Here is a 21,492-nt window from a genome sequence, read left to right as displayed (position 1 = left end):
CTAGTGTCTGCAATGCATGGACAGGCAGCCATGTGATGTAAGTGACAAAGCCGGGGCGCGAGGCTCGAGCCGCGGCCGCGATGTTGGAGGAACGATCAACAGCTAGGCACCCCGCGGCGGACCACCGTTCGTCGCGCCGGCGGCCCCCGGGTCGTCGATCTCGTCCACATGATCTGTCGGGGATCCTGCGCGAGTGCGGCGCTACGCGCCCACTGCGCTCCTAGGCGAATTTCTCGCATCACGGAGTACCAGAGGTGTCTTCGTGCTGCCCGAAAACGGTTCGCCTGTGCTTTTTTTCGCGATTCGAGGAGGCTCTGGTGCACGGTACGGAGTTGGGTGGGTTCAGCGCGCGACCAGAAGACGCGGAGGTCGGCGCCGCCGCGACGGCGCCGTTCCCGCTGACCCCGGCCCAGCTGGGAGTCTGGTACGCGCAGCTGCTCGACCCCGAAGTCCCGATCACCATCGCCCAGTACGTCGACATCACCGGCGAGCTGGATGCCGCTGTGCTGCAACAGGTCACGGCCGAGGCGGCGCACGCCTACGGCTCCCCGCTGGTGCGCATCGGCGAATCCGACGGCGTCCCTTACCAAGTCGTCGACCACAGCATCCCGGTCGAGACCGAGCTGCCGGTGATCGACCTGCGCCACCACGACGACCCCGTCGCCGCCGCCCAGGAATGGATGCGCGCGGAGTTCGGCGCGCCGCTGGACCTGCTCACCGACCGCCTGGTCGCCGGCGCGCTGCTGCGGGTGGGCGAGCGGCGCTGGTTCTGGTACCTGCGCGGACATCACATCGTGCTCGACGGCTACGGCGCCTTCACCAACTCCCAGCGCATCGCCGAGCTCTACACCGCGCGCGTGCTCGGCACCCCGGCCCGCGAGGTCGTGCCCGGTGACCTGGCCGAACTCGTCGAAGGTGAACAGCGCTACCGTGAGAGCACCCGCTTCGCCAACGACCGCGAGCACTGGGCCGAACGCATCGCGGGCCTGGACAGCCCGACCAGCCTGGACAGCCGCACCGCGCCGCGCGCCGCCATCAACCTGGTGACCGGCGGCAGGCTCTCGGAGAAGCTGGTCGACCGGCTGGAAACCATTGCCGCCAGCGATGATTCGACCATCTCTGCGGTCCTGCTCGCCGCCTTCGCCGCCTACCTCGGCCGGCTCACCGACCGCCCCGACGCGGTGCTGAGCCTGCCCGTCACCGCCCGCACCACCGCCGTCATGCGCCGTTCGGCGGGCATGCTCTCCAATATCGTGCCGCTGCGCCTGCCCACCGGCGCGGCCGGCGCCACCACCACCTGGGGCGAGCTGCTGCGCGCGGCCCGCGTCGAGGTGGCCGGGGCGCTGCGGCACCAGCGCTACCGGGCCGAGGACATCCGCCGCGACGCCGAGGACGACGGTCGTCCGGCCCGGCGCGCGCTGTTCGGCCCGCTCGCCAACTTCATGCTCTTCCGCAGCGATCTGACCCTCGGCACCACCACCGGCCGCTACCGGGTGCTGTCCACCGGCCCGATCGAGGACCTGAGCCTCAACGTCTACTACGGCGACCGCGACCGCGTGCACGTCGACTTCGAGGCCAATCCCCACCTCTACGACGCCGACACCCTCGCCCGCCACCACGCCCGCTTCCTCGGCTTCCTCGAGCGCCTGGCCGCGGCCGACCTGGACACCGCGATCGGCGCGGTCGAGGTGGCGACGGAGCTGGAACTGCAGGTCAGCACCAAGATCTGGAACGCGACCGGCTTCGACGTCGACGCCGCGCTGGCCGAGCGCGCGGTGCGGGCGGCGACCCTGCCCGCCCTGTTCGAAGCCCAGGTGGCCCGCACCCCCGACGACGTCGCGGTGCGGATGGCGGGCGAGGACTCCGCCACCCTCACCTACCGGGAGCTGGCGCAGCGGGTGAACCGGCTGGCCCGCCGCCTGCGCGCCGACGGCATCGGCCCGGAGTCGCTGGTGGCGCTGAGCATCCGCCGCTCGACCGATCTGGTCGTCGCCATGTACGCGGTGCTCGCCGCGGGCGCGGCCTACGTGCCGATCGACCCGGATCACCCGGCCGACCGGATCGCGCACATCCTCGACACCGCTGCGCCGGCCGTCGTCCTCACCACCAGCCGGGACGGCGCGCCCGGCGCGGGCACGCTGCCCGTGCTCGCGGTGGACACCCTCGACCTCACCGGGTTCTCGGCCCTCCCGCTGACCGACGCCGACCGCACCGCCGCGCTGCGGCCCGGGCATCCCGCCTACGTCATCTTCACCTCCGGCTCCACCGGGCTGCCCAAGGGCGTCGCGGTCGAGCACGCCGCCATCGTCAACCGGCTGGTCTGGATGCAGCACGCCTACCGCCTGCACGGCGTGGACGTAGTGCTGCAGAAGACGCCGATGACCTTCGACGTGTCGGTGTGGGAGTTCTTCTGGCCCTTGCAGATCGGCGCGACGCTGCTGCTCGCCGAGCCGGACGGGCACCGCGACCCCGGCTACCTGCGCGCCGTGATCGCCGAATACGGCGTCACCGTAGCCCATTTCGTGCCCTCGATGCTGGAAGCCTTCCTGGCGCAGCAGGAGATCGCCGAGCGCACCTCGCTGCGGCTGGTCTTCGCCTCCGGCGAGGCGCTGCCCGCCGCCCTGGCGCAGCGGCTGCGGCTGCTCACCGGCGCGCGGCTGCACAATCTCTACGGCCCGACCGAGGCCGCGGTCGACGTCACCTTCCACGAGGTGAACGACGCGGACCGGACCACGGTGCCGATCGGCGCGCCGGTGTTCAACACCCGGCTCCATGTTCTCGACTCGCGGCTGCGGCCGGTACCGGTCGGGGCTCCGGGTGAGCTGTATCTGTCGGGGGTACAGCTCGCCCGGGGTTACGTCGACCGCCCCGAGCTCACCGCGGGCCGCTTCGTCGCCGATCTCGCCGCGCCCGGCGAGCGGATGTACCGCACCGGCGACCTGGTCCGCTGGACCACCAACGGGGAACTGGAATACCTGGGCCGCACCGACTTCCAGGTGAAGCTGCGCGGTCTGCGGATCGAGCTCGGCGAGATCGAGGCCGTGCTGGACAGCGTCGACGGCGTGGCGCGGGCCGTGGTCGTCGTGCGCGGTGACGCGGGCGTCGGCGAACAGCTGGTCGCCTATGTCGTGGAGGCCGAGCCGGGTGTGGTCGCGGCCGAGGCGCTGCGCGAAGCCGCGCTGCGCGCGCTGCCCGCGTACATGGTGCCCGCCGCGTTCGTGCTGCTCGACGCGCTGCCGGTGAACGCCTCCGGCAAGCTGGACCGCAAGGCCCTGCCCGCACCGGCCCGGGTCGTGGTGGCCTACGCCGATCCCGTCGGCCCGGTGGAGCAGACCGTGGCGCGCGTGTTCGGCGAGGTGCTCGGGCTGGAGCGGATCGGCCGCGACGACGACTTCTTCGCCCTCGGCGGCAATTCCCTGGTCGCCACCCAGGTGGCGGCCCGCCTCGGCGCCGATCTCGGCTGCCGCCTCGGCGTGCGCGACCTGTTCGGCGCCACCACGCCGGCCCGGCTGGCCGCCGCGATCGCCGAGCGCGCCGACGCCGGTGTCACCGCGCAGCTGCCGGTGCTCGCGGCGCGTCCGCGTCCCGCGCTGATCCCGCTCTCGCCCGCGCAGCAGCGGATCTGGTTCCTCAACCGCTTCGATCCGTCGGCACCCGGCTACAACATGCCGTTCGTGGTGCGTTTGCGCGGCGCCGCGGACGCGGACGCGCTGGTCGCCGCGCTGAGTGCCGTCGTCGGACGGCACGAGGCGCTGCGCACGGTGTTCCCCGCCGTGGACGTGCCGGGCGAGGTCGCCGAACAGGTGGTCCACGCACCCGAACTCGTGCGGATCGGCGAGCCCACCGAGGTCGGCGCCGCGGAGCTGGACGCGGAGCTGGCTCGATTCGCCTGCGCCGGTTTCGATCTCGAACGCGAGGCGCCGTTCCGGGCGCGGCTGTTCGTTGTCCCCGGAGACGGCGCGAACCAGGGCGAGTCCGCGCTGGCAGTCGTCCTGCATCACATCGCCGCGGACGGTGTCTCGCTGCAGGTGCTGGTGCGCGACGTGCTCGCCGCCTACCAGGCCGCGGTCGCGGGCACCGAGCCCGGCTGGGCGCCGCTGAGCGTGCAGTACGCCGATTACGCCCTGTGGCAGCGCGAACTGCTCGGCGCCGAAACCGATCCGCAGTCGCTCGCCTCGCGCGAGATCGCTTTCTGGGAACGGACTTTGGCGGGGCTGCCGGACCAGCTGGAACTGCCATCGGCGCGGCAGCGGCCCGCCGTGCCGAGCATGCGCGGCGCCCGCACCAGCTTCACCATCGACCCCGCGCTGCACCGGCAGCTGGCCGAGCTGGCCGACCGGGCGGGCGCGTCGCTGTTCATGGTGCTGCACACGGCGCTGGCCGTGCTGCTGGCGCGGCTGTCGGGCACCACCGACATCGCCGTCGGCACCGGTGTCGCGGGCCGCGGTGACCGGGCCATCGACGACCTGATCGGCATGTTCGTCAACACCCTGGTGCTGCGCACCGAGATCGACCCGGCCGCGAGCTTCACCGCCGCGCTCGAGCACACCCGCGAGACCGACCTGGCCGCCTTCGCGCACGCCACCGTCCCCTTCGACCGGCTGGTCGAGGTGGTCAACCCGGCCCGCTCGCAGGCCAGGCACCCGCTGTTCCAGGTGGCGCTGAACTTCCAGGCCGGGCTCGACACCAGCTTCGAGCTGGGCGGTACCCCGGTCTCGGTGCACGAGATCGAGCTCGACATCACCAAGTTCGACCTGCAGATCACCCTCGCCGAACGGCGCGGCCCCGGCGGCGGCCCGGCGGGCATCGAGGCGGTCACCCTCTACGCCACCGACCTGTTCGACGCGGCCGAGATGACCGAGCTCGGCGCCCGTTTCGTACGACTACTCGCCGCGGCCGTCGCCGCGCCGACGACTCCGGTCGGCGACCTCCCGCTGCTCTCCGACGCCGAGCTGGTCCGGCTCACCGGCATGCGCGGCGCCCCGGTCACCGCCTCGGGACTGCTGCCCGATCTGCTCGCGGCCGCCGTCGCCGCCGACGCGGACCGGATCGCGGTCACCGACGGCGAGCGCGCCCTCACCTACCGCGAACTCGACCGTGCCTCCTCGCGCCTGGCCAGGGTGCTGGTGGACGGTGGCGTCGGCCCCGACGACATCGTCGCGGTCGGGATTCCGCGCTCCGTCGAATCGGTGCTGGCCGTGTGGGCGATCGCCAAGGCCGGCGCGGCCTGGCTGCCCGTCGATCCGAGCTACCCGCTCGATCGGATCACCCATATGGTGACCGATTCCGGCGCGCGAGTGGGTCTTACGGTGTCCGAGGTCCAGGACGCCCTGCCCGGGCCGGCCGAATGGCTGGTGCTGGACGAGCTGAAGCTGATGGCCGACTGCGCCGCCCGTTCCAGCGACCCGCTCACCGACGCCGAGCGGGTGCGCCCGCTGCGCGCCGAGCACCTGGCCTATGTCATCTACACCTCCGGCTCCACCGGTCTGCCCAAGGGCGTGCTGGTGACCCAGGCCGGCATCGCCGGGTTCGCGGCCGAGGAGACCGACCGCATGTTCGGCGCCCCGGACGCGCGGGTGCTGCAGGTCGGCTCGCCGTCGTTCGACATCTCGGTGATGGAACTGCTGCTGGCGGTGAACTCCGCCGCCACGCTGGTGATCGCCCCGCTGGGCCGCCACGTCGGCGCCGAGCTGGCCGAACTGCTGGTGCGGGAACGGGTCACGCACGCGCTGATGACCCCGTCCGGGCTGGCGGTGCTCGACCCCGCGCAGCTCGACGACCTGCGCATGGTCATGGTCGGTGGCGAGGCCTGCCCGCCCGACCTGGTCGCCCGCTGGACCGCCGGTCCGCGGCCGCGCGCGTTCGTCAACGCCTACGGCCCGTCCGAGACCACGGTCGCCACCAATATCAGCGCCCCGCTCACCGCCGACGCCCCGCTGACGCTGGGCACCCCGCTGCGCGGCATCGCGCAGTGGGTCCTCGACGACCGGCTGCGCCCGGTGCCCGCCGGGGTGGCGGGCGAGCTGTACGTGGCGGGCGCGCAGGTCGCGCGTGGCTACCGCGGCCGGTCCGCACTCACCGCGGGACGCTTCGTGGCCTGCCCGTGGGAGCCGGGCGCGCGGATGTACCGCACCGGTGACCTGGTCCGCTGGACCGCCGAGGGCACCCTGGAATACCTGGGCCGCAACGACGACCAGGTGAAGTTGCGTGGCTTCCGGATCGAGCTCGGCGAGGTCGAGGCGGCGCTGCTCGCCCAGCCGTCGGTGCGCCGGGCGGTCGCGCTGGTGCGATCCGACGCCCATCGCGGTGACCAGCTGGTGGCCTACTTGGTGCCGCACACCGAATCGTCGACGACCGACGTCGCGATTCCGACGCCGGGTGGGGTCGGCGCGGGGACCTCGGATGTCAAGGGCGGCGTCGCGGGAGTGCGGGGTGTCCCGGTCGACATCGACGCGATCGCCGCCGCGCTGCGGACTTCGCTGGCTCCGCACATGGTGCCTGCCGCGTTCGTGGTGATCGACGCGCTGCCGCTGACCCCCAACGGCAAGCTGGATCGCCGGGCGCTGCCCGCACCGGTGTTCGCCGCCCGTGCCTTCCGTGCCCCCGCCGCGGGCACCGAGACCGTGGTGGCCCAGGTGTTCGGCGAGGTACTCGGGGTCGAGCTGGTCGGCGCCGACGACGACTTCTTCGCCCTGGGCGGCAACTCGCTGGTCGCCACCCAGGTGGTGTCGCGGCTGGGCGCCGCGCTCGGGGTCACCGTGTCGCTCAAGGTGCTGTTCGAGGCGTCCACGGTCACCGCGCTGGCAGCGCGGCTCGGCGCCGGGGAGACCGCGCCCACCCGGGCGCCGCTGGTGGCGGGCGAACGGCCGCAGCGGGTTCCGCTGTCCTACGCGCAGCAGCGCATGTGGTTCCTCAACCAGTTCGACGCCGACTCGGTCGCCGACAATATCGCCGCCGCGATCCGGCTGACCGGCGCGCTCGACCATGCCGCGTTCGTGGCCGCCGTCGCCGCGGTCTTCGACCGGCACGAGGCGCTGCGCACCCGCTACCCGGCCGTCGACGGGATCCCGTTCCAGCAGGTACTGGCCGCCGGGCAGCTCACCATCACCCTCGAGCCGGAGACCGTGGACCCGGCCGGTCTCGACGACCGGATCCGCGCGCTGGCCGCGGTGCCGTTCGCGGTGGACCAGGAACCGCCGGTGCGCCTGCACCTGCTGCGCACCGCCGCCGAGGAGCACGTCCTCGTGCTGGTGCTGCACCACATCGCCGCCGACGGCTGGTCGGTCGCGCCGCTGACCCGCGACGTGATGGTGGCCTATGCCGCCCACCTGGCCGGTGAGACGCCGCGGTGGCACCCGCTGCCGGTGCAGTACGCCGACTACGCGCTGTGGCAGCGCGAAGCCCTCGGCGCCGAGGACGACCCGGACTCGCCGATGGCGCGCCAGATCGATTTCTGGACAGCGGAACTGGCCGACCTGCCCGACCTGATCGCCCTGCCCGCCGATCGCCCGCGTCCCGCGGTGGCGACCGGCCGTGGCGCCCGGCACGCCTTCCTCGTGCCCGCCACCATCACCGACCGGCTGCGCGCGCTCGCCGTCGACGCGCACGCCTCGCTGTTCATGGTGCTGCACGCCGCCTTCGCCGCCACCCTGGCGAAATTGTCCGGGCAGCACGACATCTCGATCGGCACGCCGGTGGCGGGCCGCGGCGATCAGGCGCTCGACGAACTCGTCGGCATGTTCGTCAACACCCTGGTGCTGCGCACCGCCGTCGACTCCGGCGCGAGCTTCGCCGACTTCGTCGCCTCGGTCCGCGACGGTGACCTGCGCGCGCTGGCCAACACCGATGTCACCTTCGACCGGCTCGTCGAAGCCGTCAATCCGGAGCGGTCCACCGCCCGGCACCCGCTGTTCCAGGTGATGCTGGACTTCCAGAACAACTCGCAGACCGAACTCGAGCTCGCCGGCCTGACCGCCGCCGAACTCGAGATCGACACCCGCACCGCCAAATTCGACCTCCAGCTCACCGTGCGCGAGACCGCCGACGGCCTGCTCGCCCGGTTCGAGTACGCGACCGACCTGTTCGACGCGCAGACCATCACGGATTTCGGCAGCCGCCTGCTGCGGCTGCTGGAGACGGTGACCGCCGATCCCAACGTCGTGATCGGCGACATCGACCTGCTGAGCGCGGGCGAGCGCACCCGGATCCTGGAGACCTGGAACGCCACCGAGTACCCGGTCGACCAGACCATGACCCTGGTCTCGCTCTTCGCCGCCCAGTCGGCCCGTACTCCGGGTGCGACCGCGCTGACCTTCGAGGGCGAATCCCTCACCTACGCGGCGTTCACCGAACGCGTGAACCGCCTTGCCCGCCTGCTGATCTCGATCGGCGTGCGGCCCGACCGCACCGTCGCCCTCGGTATGCGCCGCTCGGTGGACCTGGTCGTCGCCATGTACGCGGTGCTCGCCGCGGGCGGCGCCTACGTGCCGCTGGATCCCGAGCATCCGGCCGAGCGGCTGGCCGCCGTCCTCGACGCCGCCGACCCGGTCTGCGTGCTCACCCGCGCGGCCGACGGCCTCGACCTGCCCGCCGACCTGCCCGTCGCCGTGCTCGACCTCGAACAGCTCGACACCGCCGACTACGCGGCCGACCCGATCACCGACGCCGACCGCCTGGCCACCCTCACCCCGGCCGCGGCCGCGTACCTGATCTTCACCTCGGGCTCGACCGGCACGCCCAAGGGCGTCGTCGTGACGCACGCGGCGATCGTCAACCGCCTGGTGTGGATGCAGGACGCCTACCGACTCACCGCGAACGACACGGTGCTGCAGAAGACGCCGGCCACCTTCGACGTGTCGGTGTGGGAGTTCTTCTGGCCCTTGCAGATCGGCGCCCGACTGGTGCTGGCCCGGCCCGACGGTCATCGTGACCCGGCCTACCTGGCCGAGCTGATCGATGCCGAGTCGGTGACGGTCGCTCACTTCGTGCCCTCGATGCTGTCGATGTTCGTGGCCGCGCTCGGCGACACCGCGCGCTGCGCCTCGCTGCGGCTGGTGTTCGCCTCCGGCGAGGCGCTGCCGCCCGCCCCCGCGCACGCGCTGCGACGGCTGACCGGCGCCGCCGTGCACAACCTCTACGGACCCACCGAGGCCGCGGTCGACGTCACCTTCCACGAGGTCGTCGACGCCGACACGCACACCGTGCCGATCGGCGAGCCGGTGCACAACACCCGCGTCTACGTCCTCGACGGCAGGCTGCGGCCGGTGCCCGCCGGCGTGCCCGGCGAGCTGTACCTGGCCGGCGCCCAGCTGGCCCGCGGTTACGCGGGCCGGGTCGACCTGACCGCCGACCGTTTCGTCGCCGATCCGTTCGCGGCGGGCGAGCGCATGTACCGCACCGGTGACCTCGTCACCTGGAACGCGCACGGGGAACTGGAATACCTGGGCCGCACCGACTTCCAGGTGAAGCTGCGCGGTCTGCGGATCGAGCTCGGTGAGATCGAGGCCGTGCTGGGCGGGCTGCCCGAGGTCGCGCAGGCGGCCGTGCTGGTCCGCGACGACCTGCTGGTCGCCTACCTCGTGGCCGAGGATCCCGACCTCGACGAGGTCCGCGCCGCGCTCGGCCGGGCGCTGCCCGCCTACATGGTGCCCGCGGCGTTCGTCGTGCTGGCGGCTTTCCCGCTCAACGCCTCCGGCAAGCTCGACCGCAAGGCGCTGCCCGCGCCGGCGTTCGAGGCGGCGGTGTTCCGCGCCCCGGTCAGCGAGACCGAACGGATCGTGGCCGCCACCTTCGCCACGGTGCTCGGCTTCCCGGCCGATCGCGAGGTCGGTCTGGACGACGACTTCTTCGCCCTCGGCGGCAACTCGCTCAACGCCACCCAGGTGGCGGCCCGCCTCGGCGCCGCGCTCGACACCCAGGTTCCGGTGCGGCTGCTGTTCGACGCGCCGACCGTGGCCGCGCTGGCACAGCGGTGCGTGGCGCTGCGCGGCACCGGCCGCCGACTCGCCCTGACCAGTGGTGAACGGCCGCAGCGGATTCCGTTGTCGGCGGCGCAGCGCCGGATGTGGTTCCTCAACCGCTACCTCGCCGACGCGGAGGGCGCGGGCGACGCGGTGAACAACATCCCGGTGGCCCTGCGCCTGACCGGTGACCTCGACATCGCCGCGCTGGAGGCCGCGCTCGCCGATGTGGTCGGCAGGCACGAGACCCTGCGGACCAGCTACCCGGACGGCCCCGACGGCGCCGAGCAGCTGATCGCCGACGCCGTCGCGCTGCCGCTGCGGCCGGAGCCGGTCACCGCGGCCGAACTGCCGGACCGGCTGCTGTCCTGCGCCGCCGTGCGCTTCGACCTCACCGCCGAGATCCCCGTGCGCGCGGAGCTGTTCGAGGTCGACGGCGAGCACGTCCTGGTGCTGGTGATCCACCACATCGCCGCCGACGGCTTCTCCCTCGGCCCGCTGGCCGCCGACCTGATGATCGCGTACGCCGCCCGCCGTGACGGCGCGGCCCCGGCGTGGACGCCGCTGCCGGTCCAGTACGCCGACTACGCCCTCTGGCAGGACGCGAACCTCGGCGACGCCGCCGACCCGGACTCCCTGGCCCACGCGCAGCTGGCCTTCTGGCGGCGCGGCCTGGCCGGTGTGCCCGAGCAGCTGGAGCTGCCCACCGACCGGACCCGCCCGGCCGAGTCCAGCTTCCGCGGCGGGGTGCACCGCTTCCAGATCGACTCCGATCTGCACAGTGAACTGCGCGAACTGGCCCGCAAGCACGAGGCCACCCTGTTCAGCACCGTGCACGCGGCACTGGCCGTGCTGCTGGCCCGGCTGTCGGGCAGCGGCGACATCGCCATCGGCACCCCGGTCGCCGGTCGCGGCGAGGCCGCGCTGGACGGGCTGATCGGCATGTTCGTCAACACCCTGGTGCTGCGCAGCCAGATCGACCCGCGCGCGGAATTCGAGACCACCCTCGACGCGGTCCGCGCCGGCGACCTCGACGCGCTCTCGCACGCCGACATCCCGTTCGAGCAGGTCGTCGACGCCGTCGACCCGGCCAGGTCGCGCAACCGTCACCCGCTGTTCCAGGTGGCGCTGGTCCTGCAGAACTTCACCGTGCCCGCCCTCACGGCGGCCGGGCTCGCGGTCGCGCCGCTCGACATCGACGCCGCGGTCGCCAAGTTCGACCTCCAGTTCACCGTCACCGAATCCGACGACGTCGACGGCCGCGCCGACGGCATGGCCATCGAGATCGCCTACGCCACCGACCTGTTCGACGCGGGCAGCGTCGCGGTGCTGGCCCGCCGGTTCACCCAGGTGCTGGCCGCCGTCGTCGCCGACCCGACCGTGGTGGTCGGCGACATCCAGCTGCTCAGCGCCGAGGAACAGCAGCGCACGCTGCACGACTGGGCCACCACCGGCGACTCGGTCGCCACCGGCCGCGAGACCATGCTGGACCGGTTCGGCGCGATCGCCGCGGCACACCCGCACGCCGTCGCGGTGAAGGCCGGGCAGACCACCCTCACCTACGGCGAGCTCGACGCCTGGTCCAACCGGCTCGCCCGCAGGCTCGTCGGCGCCGGGGTCGGCCCGGAAACGCTGGTGGCCGTGGCCATGCCGCGCTCGGTGGAGCTGGCCGTCGCGCTGCTCGCGGTGCTGAAGGCGGGCGGCGGCTACCTGCCGATCGACCCGAACTACCCGGCCGACCGCATCGAGTACATCGTCGACGACGCCCGCCCGCTCTGCGCGATCGCCGCACCGGGGACCGGGCTGGCCCGGGACTGGTTCGGCGGCCCGGTGATCGACCCCGCCGCGCAGAACCTGTCCGGCTTCGCGGCCGCGCCGCTGACGGACGCCGACCGCCGCGCCCCGCTCGCCCCGGCCAACACCGCCTACGTCATCTACACCTCCGGTTCCACCGGCAGGCCCAAGGGTGTCGTCATCCCGCACGCGAATGTGCTGGCCCTGCTGGACAACAGCGCCCGGCACTACGCCTTCGGCCCGGCCGACGTGTGGACGATGTTCCACTCCTACGCCTTCGACTTCTCGGTGTGGGAACTGTGGGGCGCGCTGCTCACCGGCGGCTCGGTGGTCCTGGTCGACTACTTCACCTCGCGCTCGCCCGAGCAGTTCCGCGAGCTGCTGCTGGCCGAGCGGGTGACCGTGCTCAACCAGACCCCGTCCGCGTTCTACCAGCTCGTCGCCGCCGACCTGGCCGCCGAACCCGCCGACTACGCGCTGCGCGCGGTGATCTTCGGTGGCGAGGCGCTGGAACCGCAGCGGCTGTCCGGCTGGTTCGCCCGGTACCCGCACGCGCCGCGGCTGGTGAACATGTACGGCATCACCGAGACCACGGTGCACGTCTCCTACCGGGAGATCACCCCGGACACCGGCTCCGCCAGCGTGATCGGCGGCGCGCTCGCCGGACTCACGGTGCGCGTGCTGGATTCGCGGCTGCGGCCGGTCCCGGTCGGCGTGCCCGGCGAGATCTACGTCTCCGGAGCGCAATCGGCGCGCGGCTATCTCGCGCGGCCCGCGCTCACCGCGAGCCGGTTCGTCGCCGATCCGTACGGCGCGCCCGGCACGGTGGCCTACCGCTCGGGCGACCTGGCCCGCTGGACCGCCGACGGCGACCTGGAGTACCTGGGCCGGGCCGACCAGCAGGTGAACCTGCGCGGGTTCCGGATCGAGCTCGGCGAGATCGAGTCGGCGCTGCTGGCGAGCTCGGTGGCCCCGCGCGAGGTCGCGGTACTGGTGCGCACCGACCTGGTCGACGAGCCGCGGATCGTGGCCTACCTGGTCGCCGGTCCCGAGACCGGTCGCGTCGACCCCGCCGCCCTGCGCCAGGAACTGGCCCGCACGCTGCCCGAGCACATGCTCCCGGCCGCCGTGGTGTCGGTCGAGCGGATCCCGCTGACCGTCAACGGCAAGCTGGACCGGGCCGCGCTGCCCGCGCCGGTGTTCGAGACCACCGCCTACCGCAAGCCGGCCACGGTGACCGAGGAGATCATCGCCGCGGTCTACGCCGAGGTGCTCGGCCGCACCGCCGACGAACGGCCGGTCGGCGCCGACGACGACTTCTTCGCCCTCGGCGGCTCCTCGCTGCTCGCGGCCAAGGCGGTCACCCGCGTCGGCGCCGCCCTGGACCGCCGCGTCGGGGTGCGGGCACTGTTCGAGGCGCCACGGGTGGCCGACCTGGCCGCCGCGGTGGACGCGCAGGCGCGCGTCGACCGTCCGGCCCTGGTCGGCCGGGCCCGGCCCGAGCGGCTGCCGCTCTCGCCCGCGCAGCAGCGGATGTGGTTCCTCAACCGCTTCGACCGTGCGTCGGTGGCCTACAACATCCCGTTCGCGCTGCGCCTGTCCGGCGCGCTCGACGTGACCGCGCTGCGCGGCGCGGTGGGTGATCTGGTGGCCAGGCACGAGTCGCTGCGCACCGTGTACCCCGAGCTCGACGGCACGCCGGTGCAGTCGATCACCCCTGCGGCGCAGGCGGTTCCGGAGCTGGCGCCGGTGCCGGTCACCGAGGCCGAGCTGCCCGCGGCGATCCGTACGCTGGCGGCCACCACCTTCGACGTCACCACCGAGATCCCGGTGCGGCTGCGGCTGTTCCAGCTCGGCGACACCGAGTTCGTGCTCGCCGCCGTGCTGCACCACATCGCCGCCGACGGCTCCTCGATCACGCCGTTCGTCGCCGACCTCATGCGGGCCTACACCGCCCGCCTGGCCGACACCGCGCCCTGCTGGACCCCGCCCGCCGTGCAGTTCGCCGACTACGCGCTGTGGCAGCGTGAGCTGCTCGGCGACGAGGCCGACCCGGCGTCGGTAGCCGCCCAGCAGGTCGCCTACTGGCAGACCCAGCTGGCCGGCCTGCCCGATCAGCTCGCCCTCCCGACCGACCGGCCCCGCCCGGCCCGGCAGAGCCTGCGCGGCGACAAGGTGAGCTTCACGGTCGACGCCGACCTGCACGCCGCGCTCGTCGCCCTCGGCCGCCGCGGCGGCGCCACCCTGTTCATGGTGGTGCACGCGGCCTTCGCCGCCCTGCTGGCCCGGCTCTCGGGCACCGCGGACATCGCCGTCGGCACCCCGAACGCGGGTCGCGGCGAAGCCGAACTCGACGAGGTCATCGGCATGTTCGTCAATACGCTGGTGCTGCGCACGGCGGTCGCGGGCGACGCGCCCTTCACCGACCTGCTGGCCGCCGCCCGGGCCGCCGACATCGCCGCCTTCTCGCACGCCGACGTCCCGTTCGAGCGGCTGGTCGAGGTGATCAACCCGGCCCGCTCGACCGCCCGGCACCCGCTGTTCCAGGTCGGCTACTCGTTCCAGAACCACGAGCGCGGCCAGCTGGAGCTGCCCGGGCTCACCGTGTCCGACATCGAGTTCGACGCCGGGGTGGCCCAGTTCGACCTGCACCTGTTCGCCCTGGACAACTACGCCGCCGACGGCACCCCCGCAGGCATCGACCTGGCGCTGGGTTACGCCACCGACCTGTTCGACGCCGCCACCGCCGAACGGTTCGCCGGCCAGCTGCGCCGCATCCTCGAAACCGTCTGCACCGCACCGGAAACCGTGGTCGGCGAGCTCGACCTGCTCGGCGCGGACCGGGCGCTGCTGCTCGACACCTGGAACGCCACCGCGCACCCGGTCGACCAGCTCACCCTGTCCGACCTCGGCGCCCGGCAAGCGGCCGCGACCCCCGGCGCGCTCGCTCTGGTGGACGCCGACACCGGCGACTCGCTCGACTACGCCGCCTTCGACGCGCGGGTCAACCGGATCGCCCGGCTGCTGATCGCCGAGGGCGTCGGCCCGGAACGCACGGTCGTGCTGGCCATGCGGCGTGGTCTGGACCTGGTGATCGCCATGCACGCCGTGGTGCGGGCGGGCGGCGCGTACGTGCCGATCGACCCCGATCACCCGGTCGACCGGATCGCCTACATCGTGGCCACCGCCGCCCCGCTGTGCGTGCTCACCACCGCCGCCGACGGCGTCCCGGTGACCGTGGACGTGCCGGTCTTCGAGCTGGATCACCGCATCCTGGAGGAACTCTCGGACGAACCGGTGACCGATGCCGAGCGCGTCGCCCCGCTGCGGCCCGAGCATCCGGCCTACGTCATCTTCACCTCGGGCTCGACGGGCCTGCCCAAGGGCGTCGCCGTGCCGCACGCGGCGATCGTCAACCAGCTGGCCTGGCTGCGCGACCGCTTCGCCATGACCGGCGCCGACCGGGTGCTGCTGAAGACCCCGGCCACCTTCGACCTGTCGGTGTGGGAGTTCTGGTCGCCGCTGACCTCCGGCGGCGCGCTGGTCGTCACCCGGCCCGGCGACGAACGCGATCCGGACCGGTTGCGCGACACCATGTCCCGGCACGGCGTCACAGTCCTGCACGCGGTGCCCTCGCTGGTCGGCATGCTGCTGGCCGCCGAAGCCGCGCCGGCCCTGCCGGATTCGCTGCGCGCCGTGCTGGCCATCGGCGAGGCGCTGCCCGCCGCGACGGCCACGCAGTTCCGCGCCCGCGCCCCGCACGCCCGGCTGCACAACCTGTACGGGCCGACCGAGGCCGCGGTGTCCATCACCGAATACGAAGTGGCGCAGGACCCCGCGCACTCGGTGCCGATCGGCACGCCCGCGTGGAACAGCGAGCTGTACGTGCTCGACGCCCGGCTGCGGCCGGTACCCGTCGGGGTCGCGGGTGAGCTGTACCTGGCCGGTGCCCAGCTGGCCCGCGGTTACCACGGTCGCTCCGCGCTCACCGCGGACCGATTCGTCGCCAACCCGTTCGTCCCGATTGCAGAGGCCGCGCCGCGCGACCGTGCCGTCGGCACCCGCATGTACCGCACCGGCGATGTCGTCCGGTGGCGGGCCGACGGCACCCTCGAGTACCTGGAACGCGCCGACTTCCAGGTGAAGATCGGCGGGTTCCGGATCGAGCTCGGCGAGGTCGAGACGGCGCTGCTGCGCTGCGCGGGAGTGCGTGCCGCGGTCGCCGTCGCCAAGACCGACGAGCGGGCGGGCGCGCGTCTGATCGCCTACGCCGCCGTCGCCGAGCTCGCGCCCGGTGACGAGGTGGCCGTGGCCGCGCGACTGCGTGGCACTCTCGCCGCCGAACTGCCCGCCTATATGGTGCCCGCGGCGCTGGTGGTGCTGGAGTCGTTGCCGCTCAATGCCAACGGCAAGGTCGACCGGGCCCGGCTGCCGGAACCGGAGTTCGGCGAGGCGGTCTTCCGCGCACCGGTCACCGCCGCCGAACTGCTGGTCGCGCAGACCTTCGCCGAGGTGATCGGCTGCGCGAGCGCCGGCCTGGACGACGACTTCTTCGCCCTCGGCGGCAACTCGCTGATGGCGACCCGGCTGGCCGCCCGGCTGGGCGCCGCGCTCGGCACCCAGGTGCCGGTGGCCGAGGTCTTCGACGCCCCGACCGTGGCCGCCCTGGCCGAGCGGCTCGGCGCCATCGACCGCTCGATCGCCCGCCCGCCGCTGACCCGGCGCACCGGCGACGGACCCGCGGTGCTCTCGCCCGCGCAGCAGCGGATGTGGGTGCTGCACCAGCTGGCGCCGCAGTCGGCGGCCTACCACATCCCGGCCGCCATCCGGCTCACCGGCGAACTCGACCTGCCCGCGCTGCGCTCGGCGGTCGGCGATCTGCTGGCCCGCCACGACACGCTGCGCACCCGCTACCCCGACACCCCGGCCGGCCCGGTCCAGCAGGTGATGCCCGCCTGGTCGGCGGCGGTGGAACTCACCCCGCTCCCGGTGACCCCGGCCGATGTCGAGGCCCGGATCGCGGCTCTGGTCGCCCAGCCGTTCGACATCACCGCCGCGCCGCCGGTGCGGGTGGCGCTGTACCACCTGGGCGCCGACGATCACGTCCTCGTGGTCGTGGTGCACCACATCAGCGCCGACGGCTACTCCATCGCCCCGCTCACCCGGGACCTGGTGCGCGCCTACGTGGATCGCAGCGAGGGCCGCGCGCCCGGCTGGACGCCCCTGGACATCCAGTACAGCGATTTCAGCGCCTGGCAGCACGAACTGCTCGGCGCCGAGTCCGATCCCGACAGCGTGCTCAGCCGCCAGCTCGGCTACTGGACCCGCGAACTGGCAGGCGCGCCCGAACTGCTCGCCCTGCCCACCGATCGTCCCCGCGCCGCCCGGCGCGAGATGCGCGGCGACGCGGTGCGGTTCGAGGTCGACGGCGCGCTGACCCGGCGCCTCGACGAGGTGGCCCGCGAACACCACACCACGCTGTTCACCCTCGTGCACAGCGCGCTGGCGGTGCTGCTGGCCAAGCAGACCGGCAGCGCCGACATCACCATCGGCGCGCCGGTGGCCGGTCGCGGCGCCCGCGAACTCGACGATCTGGTCGGCATGTTCGTCAACACCGTCGTGCTGCGCACCGAGGTGGACTCCCGCGCGCCGTTCACCGACCTGCTCGCCCAGGCCCGGCGCCGGGACCTGGCCGCCATCGCGCACGCCGACGTGCCGTTCGAACAGGTCGTCGACGCCATGGGCCGCACCCGCTCGGGCGCCTACACCCCGCTGTTCCAGGTGATGCTCACCTTCCAGAACATGCCACCCGGCGGGATAGAGCTACCCGGGCTGCGGGTGCGGACCCTCGACCCCGGCCTGACCGAAGCCAAGTTCGACCTGCATCTGACCGCCCTGCAGCGCTACGACGCCGCCGGTGCGCTCGACGGGCTGGACCTGCACTTCGGTTACGCCACCGATCTTTTCGACGCATCGACCGTCCGGACCCTGACCGAGCGGTTCCGCAAGGTCCTCGTGGCCGTCGCGGCCGACCCGGCCGTCGTGGTCCGGGCGATCGACGTGCGCACCGACTCGGAACTGACCCCGCGTCCACGCGCCTACACCATTGCCGATCTGCCGGGCCTCGTCGGCTCGGCGGCCCGGCTCGCGCCGGCGACCGTGGCATTCGCCCACGGCGAGCACGCCATCTCGTTCGGTGCCCTCGACGCCAAGCTCACCGCGGTGAGCAAGGCGATGGGGGCCGCGATGAAACCCGAAGCGCTGGTGAACGTCGCGCTGGCCGGGCTGGTGCCCGGCGTGCTCGCCGCACTCGGCGCGTCCGGACTCACCACCACTTTGCAAACACTGGTGACCGATGCCGCCGCGGTGATCGCCGGGTCGGGGTCGGCTGACGACTCGGAAGGACAACTCTGATGTCGCACACGGATTCGGTCACGGCCGCTGTCTCGCTCGACGCGCTGCTGCGTGACTCCGCCGACGAGCGCAGGCGTGACCCCGCCACCTTGCTCGCCGCCTTCACCACCCGGATCACCCAGGATCCGGACGCCGTCGCGGTGCGCGACGGCGCCACCGAACTGAGCTACGGCGACCTGGGCGAACGGGTCGACACGCTGGCGGCCTGCCTGGCCGGGCGCGGCGTCGGCCCGGAGACCGTCGTCGCCGTCGACCTGCCGCGCTCGATCGAGCTGGTCGTGGCCGTGCACGCGGTGATCACCGCGGGCGGCGCGTTCGTCCTGCTCGACCCGGACGCCGCCGCCGACGTGCGGCAGCGCACCCTCGCGCTGGCCGCGCCGGTCCTGCTGATCACCGCGCCCGACGCGGCGCCCGTCGCCGAGGTGCCGACGGTGCGGGTCGACGCGGTCGCCGCCGACGACATCGGGGCCGACGAATTGGCGGGCCCCGGCGCCGACAATCCGGCCTACCTGGTGGTCGACGTGTCCGGCGCCAACGCCGTCGTCGTCGGACACCGTGCCGCGCAGGCCAATTCGGTGTGGCGGCAGCGACTCTGCGGCCTCGGCCCCGGCGACTCGGTGCTCTGGCACGCGCCGCTGACCGGTCAGGCGACAGTGGGGGAGATGCTGCTCGCCCTGCAGACCGGCGCCACCCTGGTACTGCCCACCGGCGACTCGCTGGCCCGCTCGATCGCCGAGACCCGCGCCACCGCAGCCTGTTTCGATCCCGAACAGCTCGCGGCGCTGGCCGCGCTGCCCGACGCCGAGGAGCGGCTGGACTCGCTGCGCATCGTGCTCAGCTACGGTGCGCCGCTGCCCGCCCGCACCGGGGCCGCGCTGCGCGCCGTCAGCGGCGCGACGCTGTGGCACGTGTACGGCAGGCCGGAGACCGCGGGCGAGGTGGTCGCGCACGAGGTGACCGGCGCCGACCTCGACGTGGTCCCGCTCGGCTCGGCCGCCGACGACGTGGAACTGCTGATCCTCGACGAGCACCTGTGCCCGGTGCCCGACGGGGAGGTCGGCGAACTCTACGTCTCCGGCGTGCAGCTGGCCCGCGGCTACCTGGGCAGGCAGGCCACCGCGGCCACCTTCCTGGCCAACCCCATCGGACCGGTCGACGACCGGATGTTCGCCACCGGCGACCTCGTGCGGCGCAGGCCGCCGGGCGACGGCTGGACCGCCGAACTCGAGTTCGTCGGCCGGGTCGACGACCGGAACCCGCTCCCCGCCGCGCCCCAGGGTGGCCTACCCGGGGAACTGCTGCTCGACGAGTTCGAAGCGCAGGCCGCTGCCACCCCTTTCGACCCGGCGGTCGTGTACGCCCCGAGCACGGGTGAGGCGGCCTCGATCATCACCTACGGTGACCTCGACCGCCGCACCAATCAGCTGGCCCGCCACCTGAGCGCGCTCGGCATCGGCCCGGAATCCGCTGTGCTCGTGGATATTCCGCGTTCGGTGGAACTGGTGGTCGCGATGTACGCGGTCCTCAAGGCAGGCGGCGCGGTGGTGCCGGTCGATACCGCGACCAGCCCCGCCGTGCTGCCGCCGGTCGCCGACCCGGCGCTGGTGCTGACCGTGCGGACCCGCGATCACGGTGCGGTGTACGGCATTCCGTGTGTCGTGGTCGACGAGGTGGCGCTCGCGGAGTACTCCGACGAGCCGATCGCCAGGTCGGAGCGGCGCGCGCCGGTGCTGCCCGAGCATCCGGCGTTCGTGCTGTACCCGCACGGCGTCACCCAGGGCATCACCGTCAGCCACATCGCCGCCGTCCACCGGCTGACCGGCATGCAGGGCCGGCACGCCTTCACCGGCCGCGACGTGTACCTGCATCAGGCGGTCGTCGGCGAGGTCACCGAATGGCACGGTTACGTGCTGCCGTTGCGGGTGGGCGCGACCGTCGTGCTCACCGAGCCACCCGATCCGGCGCGGTTAGCCGAGCTGGTCGCCGCCTACGGCGTCACCGCCGCCGACTTCACCCCGCGGCGGCTCACCGCGTTCACCGAGCACGTCCACCGGGCCGGGCTGCGCGCGGAGATCGCGTCGCTGCGCAGCGTCGTCGTCCTCGGCGCGCCGCTGTCCGCCGCCGAGGTCCGCGCCTTCGGGGCCGTGACCGGCGCCCGCCTGCACCACGACTACGGCAGGGCCGAGGCCACGGTCACCCTCACCTATCCCGCCGCGGCGCACACCGACGGCGTCGAGCCGCCCGCCGTGCGGGTGCGCGAATGGAACCGGCGGGTCTACGTGCTCGACGCCCGGCTGCGCCCGGCCAGTCCGGGTGTCGCGGGCGAGCTGTACCTGTCCGGCGCGCAACTGGCGCGCGGCTACCGGGACGACCCGATCGGCACCGCGGGCAGTTTCGTCGCCAATCCCTTCGGCATCCCCGGCGAACGCATGTTCCGCACCGGCGAACTCGCGCGCTGGGAGATCGACGGCACCGCGGCGGCGCTGGTCCGCCTCGGCGCCATCGGCGCGCCGGACACCGGCACACCCGCGGCGCCGCCCGGCCGCGGCGCGAGCATGCGTGCCCGGATCGGTGCCGGTGTCGGCGCCCGGATCACCGAACTGTCGCGGCGGCACGCGGTTCCGCCGTTCGCGGTGGTCCGGGCCGCGATGACGGTGTTGCTGGGCTGGCGGTCCGGCACCGCGGACGCGGGCACTCTGGCCGAAATGCTCTGTGCCGAACCGGATTCCGTCATCACCTCGACCACCGCGGCGACCAGCGAGACGTGCGCGCTGAGCGGCCCGCTCGGCGCGGTGACCCTGAGCTACCTCGACACCGGCGCCGAGGCCTTCGGCGTCCCCGGGCTCGACCTCACCGAGGTCCGCTTCGACGGGCCGACCGTCGCCGACGGCGTGCACTTCATCGTCTCCGCGGGCGCGGGCCCCGACAGCGACCTCGGCGTCGAGATCGAATACAGTGCGGACCGTTTCGACGAAGCCGCCGCCGCCGCGCTGCTGCGCCGCTTCGCCCGCGCCCTCGGCCTGCTCACCGCCGACCCGGACGCCCCCAGCGCGGCGTTCGACCTTCGTACCCCCGCCGAAAGGAACACCCCATGAGCAATCCGTTCGACGACGAGAACGCCCAGTTCTACGTTCTGGTCAACGCCGAAGGCGAACACTCCCTCTGGCCCACCTTCGCCGCCGTCCCCGGCGGCTGGACGGTCGCCTTCGGCGCCGCCACCCGCACCTCCTGCCTGCACTACGTCGAATCCCACTGGCTCGACATGCGCCCCAACTCCCTCATCGCCGCCATGGCCAACGAAAGCTGACCCGCCCGTACAGTGAGG

Annotated in this window: 3 protein-coding genes; all 3 read left to right on the top strand. The window is 73.3% G+C overall.

The window, feature by feature from the left end; translation table 11 throughout:
* Positions 1–317 precede the first annotated feature (317 nt).
* The 3 genes from EL493_RS31895 to EL493_RS31885 are packed head-to-tail and all read left to right on the top strand — an operon-like array spanning position 318 to position 21,474.
* Positions 318–18,167 carry a non-ribosomal peptide synthetase gene (locus EL493_RS31895; protein WP_022566215.1) on the top strand — a complete coding sequence of 5,950 codons (17,850 nt, stop codon included), beginning with the start codon at positions 318–320 and terminating at the stop codon, positions 18,165–18,167.
* On the top strand, positions 18,167–21,262 hold the full coding sequence (locus EL493_RS31890; RefSeq protein WP_020684144.1) for an AMP-binding protein: 3,096 nt from the start codon (positions 18,167–18,169) through the stop codon (positions 21,260–21,262). The genes EL493_RS31895 and EL493_RS31890 overlap by 1 nt, the downstream gene beginning before the upstream one ends.
* Positions 21,259–21,474 carry an MbtH family protein gene (locus EL493_RS31885; protein ID WP_019049337.1) on the top strand — a complete coding sequence of 72 codons (216 nt, stop codon included), beginning with the start codon at positions 21,259–21,261 and terminating at the stop codon, positions 21,472–21,474. Before EL493_RS31890 ends, EL493_RS31885 begins: the two co-directional genes overlap by 4 nt.
* The last annotated feature ends 18 nt before the right edge of the window (positions 21,475–21,492 follow it).

The organism is Nocardia asteroides, from assembly GCF_900637185.1.
In the GTDB taxonomy this organism is placed as follows: Bacteria; Actinomycetota; Actinomycetes; order Mycobacteriales; family Mycobacteriaceae; genus Nocardia; species Nocardia asteroides.
Note: the sequence above shows the minus strand (reverse complement) of the source record. Positions and strands in the feature narration are given on the sequence as shown.

What these genes read in the sequence shown, in the direction of transcription:
- EL493_RS31890 (WP_020684144.1), top strand. Translation starts at nt 18,167, where the DNA reads ATGTCGCACACGGATTCGGTCACGGCCGCTGTCTCGCTCGACGCGCTG.
- EL493_RS31885 (WP_019049337.1), top strand. Translation starts at nt 21,259, where the DNA reads ATGAGCAATCCGTTCGACGACGAGAACGCCCAGTTCTACGTTCTGGTC.